Source organism: Limnospira sp. PMC 289.06 (genome assembly GCF_032350395.1).
GTDB lineage: Bacteria > Cyanobacteriota > Cyanobacteriia > Cyanobacteriales > Microcoleaceae > Limnospira > Limnospira platensis.
In genome coordinates, this window is the sequence record NZ_JARPLC010000215.1 from 1 (window position 1) to 4,247 (window position 4,247).

General features: G+C 47.0%; 7 protein-coding genes. All 7 read left to right on the forward strand.

Annotated features, from left to right (window positions below; translation table 11 throughout):
- Positions 1 to 361 precede the first annotated feature (361 nt).
- The 7 genes from P5674_RS23415 (at position 362) to P5674_RS23445 (ending at position 4,091) form a co-directional block, all read left to right on the forward strand.
- Positions 362 to 517, forward strand: a complete 156-nt coding sequence (locus P5674_RS23415; protein WP_014274389.1) for a hypothetical protein — start codon at positions 362 to 364, stop codon at positions 515 to 517.
- 29 nt (positions 518 to 546) lie between these two features.
- Positions 547 to 1,116 (forward strand): Uma2 family endonuclease, encoded by a 570-nt coding sequence (locus tag P5674_RS23420; RefSeq protein ID WP_014274390.1) that lies wholly within the window; start codon positions 547 to 549, stop codon positions 1,114 to 1,116.
- Positions 1,117 to 1,154: 38 nt separating this feature from the next.
- On the forward strand, positions 1,155 to 1,742 hold the full coding sequence (locus tag P5674_RS23425) for a Uma2 family endonuclease (protein ID WP_014274391.1): 588 nt from the start codon (positions 1,155 to 1,157) through the stop codon (positions 1,740 to 1,742).
- A gap of 8 nt (positions 1,743 to 1,750) precedes the next feature.
- Complete coding sequence (locus P5674_RS23430; RefSeq protein WP_006616019.1) at positions 1,751 to 2,215, forward strand: hypothetical protein; 465 nt, start codon at positions 1,751 to 1,753, stop codon at positions 2,213 to 2,215.
- A gap of 157 nt (positions 2,216 to 2,372) precedes the next feature.
- Positions 2,373 to 3,317 carry an NACHT domain-containing protein gene (locus P5674_RS23435; protein ID WP_014274392.1) on the forward strand — a complete coding sequence of 315 codons (945 nt, stop codon included), beginning with the start codon at positions 2,373 to 2,375 and terminating at the stop codon, positions 3,315 to 3,317.
- Positions 3,318 to 3,505: 188 nt separating this feature from the next.
- Positions 3,506 to 3,841: a DUF433 domain-containing protein gene (locus tag P5674_RS23440; protein WP_231852091.1), complete on the forward strand. Its 336-nt coding sequence runs from the start codon at positions 3,506 to 3,508 to the stop codon at positions 3,839 to 3,841.
- 10 nt (positions 3,842 to 3,851) lie between these two features.
- Entirely contained in the window at positions 3,852 to 4,091 is a 240-nt protein-coding gene (locus P5674_RS23445; RefSeq protein ID WP_006615923.1) for a DUF5615 family PIN-like protein, read from the forward strand.
- The last annotated feature ends 156 nt before the right edge of the window (positions 4,092 to 4,247 follow it).

Genomic DNA, 4,247 nt, shown 5'->3' on the forward strand with positions numbered 1-4,247 from the left:
ACCAAGGGGTTGAAGTCCCCACCAGGCGGTTATTTCAGGTATTTCAACCTTATTTCATGCCTGAACGTCTCGCACGTTTGACAAAATTATAGCACCATATCACCCCCCCCGTTTAGCTATCCCTCCGTTACGGTGGTTGTCCCCCAACCCCTCGCGCTCGTGGCGACTGCCGCAATACCTAGAAAGAGACCCGGATTTTCTCTCCATATAGCGACTCGCCAACTTAAATCGGTTTAAGGATTAGGTCAAGAATGAGTCCAAAAATTATTGTATAGACGGGAGTTTGAATCGCTTTTCTCCTGCCCAACGATAACTTCGGGATTCATGCTTAATATAGAACTAGACCCAGAAACCGGATTTCTTGGTATTTTGCTACAAAGGTAAACGATCGCCTTTTGTCCAATCAGCGGCAAGCCAACGCCAAGCAGCCGACCATTGGCAAGCTGAAGGAGTCGGCACCGCCTCTGGCGGCAATTCGGGAGAATTGGCGAGGATTAGGTTTTCAGGTTTGAGTTAGTGTTCGTCTTTTTCAACTAGGAGATAGCTATGATTGCAGCCAAAGAAAAAGGGCCGTACTTTACGCCGGAGGAGTATTTTGCTTGGGAGGAGCAACAACTCGAAAAGCATGAGTTAATCGATGGTCGCGTGTATGCGATGACGGGTGGCACGCAAAATCATAGTGCGATCAAAATTAATATCGTCAGCCTCATCAAAGCGCACTTGCGGGGAAGTCGATGTCGAGTTTTTAATTCGGATCTAAAGGTCAATATTCTTGATACCTCTAACTATACTTATCCTGATTTGAGTGTGACTTGTGACGATCGTGATCGTGAGCATACACAATACATTACCTATCCCTGTCTAATTGTCGAGGTTTTATCCCCCAGCACTGAGGCTTATGACCGGGGCAAGAAGTTTGAAATGTACCGCCAAAATCAGAATTTGGTGGATTATGTATTAGCCAGTTCGGAGGAGATTGCGATCGATATGTATCACCAAAACGAGGCGGGGGATTGGTTAATTCTGAGCTATCGACCGGGCGATGTTGTCGAGCTAAAAAGTATTGGATTAAGTGTGGCGATAGAGGAATTTTACGAAGAGGTTGTCTTCGAGTAGGGCAATGATTCACTGTTGTTATGAGCTAAGAAATAGTTATGATCGCAGCCAAAGAACAAGGGCGCTACTTTACGCCGGAGGAGTATTTTACTTGGGAGGAGCAACAACTCGAAAAGCATCAGTTAATCGATGGTCGCGTGTATGCGATGACGGGTGGTACCAGAAATCATAGTGATGTGGCTGGTAACTTTTTAGCGATTATCAAGCCTCATCTCCGAGGCAGTGGTTGTAAAACCTACAATTCTGATTGTCGCGTAAATGTTCTCAACACTGACAACTATATCTATCGAGATCTGAGTGTTGCCTGCGATCCGAGAGACAATTCTAGCGCCCAATACATTACCTATCCCTGTCTAATTGTCGAGGTTTTATCCCCCAGCACCGAGGCTTATGACCGGGGCAAGAAGTTTGAAATGTACCGCCGCAATCCGAATTTGGTGGATTATGTGTTAGCTAGTTCCGAGGAGATGGCGATCGATATGTATCACCAAAACGAGGCGGGGGATTGGTTAATTCTGAGCTATCGACCCGGCGATGTTGTCGAGCTAAAAAGTATTGGATTAAGTGTGCCGATAGAGGAGTTTTACGAAGAGGTTGTGTTTGAGCCATCGTCTAATGCGGTTTAGTGTACAAGATGGATGACTCCAGTGCGATCACCCATATCTCCACCCGCCACCCCCACCAAAGCAGCCTCAAACCGTGTAACTTCCTGGGTGTTAGAATAATCCCTAATGTTCCAGGCATCAATATGAAGTTCGAGCGCGACACTATCGTAAAATTAACCATCGGTAGCGGGTGCGTCCTGGGTAGCTTGGCGTTCCCCCCCCGTATCGCCGCAGAAGGGATGGTCTGGGGAAACATCTTAGCCACGGCGTTAGGGAATGTGGCGGCGGGGAATACGGCTAATGCTGTTGATGCTTTAATCGATGCACGAGAGGGGAGAGTTTCCCTAGAAAATCAGGATTTAACCAAAGCAGTCGGGAAAGCGATTCTCTACGAGACGCTACGCGAACGCCGCCGTTATCACCCTCGCAGCCAAACAACAGCGGGGCAAAACCCGCGAATATCTCGAAAAAATCGCCGCCCAAGCCAAGGATAACTGGGTTGCGAACGCCCAACAGGAACTAGCCAAACAACGTTACCCCGACCTGCGAGAAGCCAAACTCGACCAATTCCTTACCCCCCAAGAATACCAACTCACCCAACAAGGGAACCTCACCGTCACCGCATGGGGCGATATTTTTATCCGCCTCAATATGGCAGCCTGTAAAAGGAGAAACCTCACCCAGCAGCAGGCATTTTTTAGGGAGATTTCCGGCACAATTGAGTCCGGTTTTGCGGAAGTCTGTCAACGGTTCGGGGTGATGGAAACCCAGATAACTCAGTTGTTGCAAGGACTGGAAAGAACCCTCGAAAGTTTGGTGGAGGAAATTCGATCGCATTTTGATGCGGCTAACCCCCATCTTTCCTTAGCAGAATGGCGAGCCATTGCCGAGTTAATGCTGCCTAACCGACAGGTATTCTTAACGGCTAATCCGGCATTTAAGCGGGTGGAGATTTATGTGCCGTTGGCATTGGTGGATCTATACCCAACTAAGGAACGGAAACCGGGGCTAAGTCTGGAAAACCGAGAACAGTGGGAACGGGAAGAAGAGAGAATGACTCCTATCAGTGAGGATGAGTTTTTTAATCAGGTTTTGCGACAGGGAAAAACTCCCCAAAGTCAGGGGCGACGGATTGCCGTTATTGGTGAACCGGGGTCAGGAAAAACCACACGGTTACAGGCGATCGCTGATTGGATATTGGCAGAAAATCTGGGCATCCCCATTTGGGTTGACTTGGCACAATTTACCCAACCGACCCTAGTAGATTATCTGGAAAACTGGCTGAAGTCGGCGAGAGTTCAAGGAGCGATCACGGAGCGTGGCGGTAGCCGTATCGCTTCTGTCCAAGACCATAAAGAGAATCTCTGGTTATTGATGGATGGGTTGGATGAAATGGTAGCCCGGATTGAACGGATCCATGTGTCCCAGTTCTTAACCGGGTGGGTGGGGTTAGCAAGGGCGATCGTCTCTTGTCGGGTGAATGTTTGGGAATCCGATAAAAATGCCTTTTCCGGGTTTGATGTATATCGGAATTTACCCTTTCAGTCGGAGCAGATGGAAACCTTCATCCGGCGATTCTTTGCCCAGAGTGATTAAAAACAGTAACTCCTGGCAGTAAAGGCTTGTAGCTTTTTGAGGCTAAGGTGCATATCCCCTTGATTCTGTATAACATCCACCTTTAAAAAAGGCTGAACCCCTTTTTAACATAGTTGCTTTCAGGCAATACACTATGCTTCTTGCTACAATGTTTGTGTAGACTTCAACTTAGGTGCAATATGTCCCCAATGAGCGCCCCAGGAAAATTCCCAGCCACCTCTCCTCCTCTACGTTGGGATGAAGCCGGAGGTATCCGCATAGGTTCAAGCAGAGTGACTCTGGATAGTCTACTTGCTACTTACCACAATGGCTCGACTCCTGAAGAAATCGCTATTCAATTTTCAGTTCTGAGTTTAGAAGACATATACAGTACGATTGCTTATTATCTAAACCATCGTCAGGAAATTGACAGTTATTTAGAGCAACGTAATCAAAAAGCTGAACAACTCAGACAACAACTTACCCAAAAACACAACCTAGTCGATCTCAGACAGCGCTTGCTTACTCGTCAGTCACAAAAATAATTGGAACAAAATGCGCCTTCTTACTGACGAAAATTTTAACGGGGCTATATTGCGTGGTCTAATGAGACGCTTGCCTACTGTGGATGTAATTCGTGTTCAAGACGTAGGGTTAAGGAATACAGATGATCCAGTTATATTGGAATGGGCGGCGAACGAGGGACGTATCTTGCTGAGTCATGATGTAGCCACTATTACGATGTATGCTTGCGATCGCGTCAATCAAGGATTACCTATGCCAGGAGTTGTTTAAGTGATAGCGAGAGCCCCCATTGGCAAGATCATTGATGACTTAGAACTATTTATTTGTTGCAGCGAACCTGGAGAATATGAGGGTCAAGTTCTTTTCATACCTTTCTATCTTATTCCCAAACTTTCACCAATAAAAACCCCGACCTAGGGAATTGGA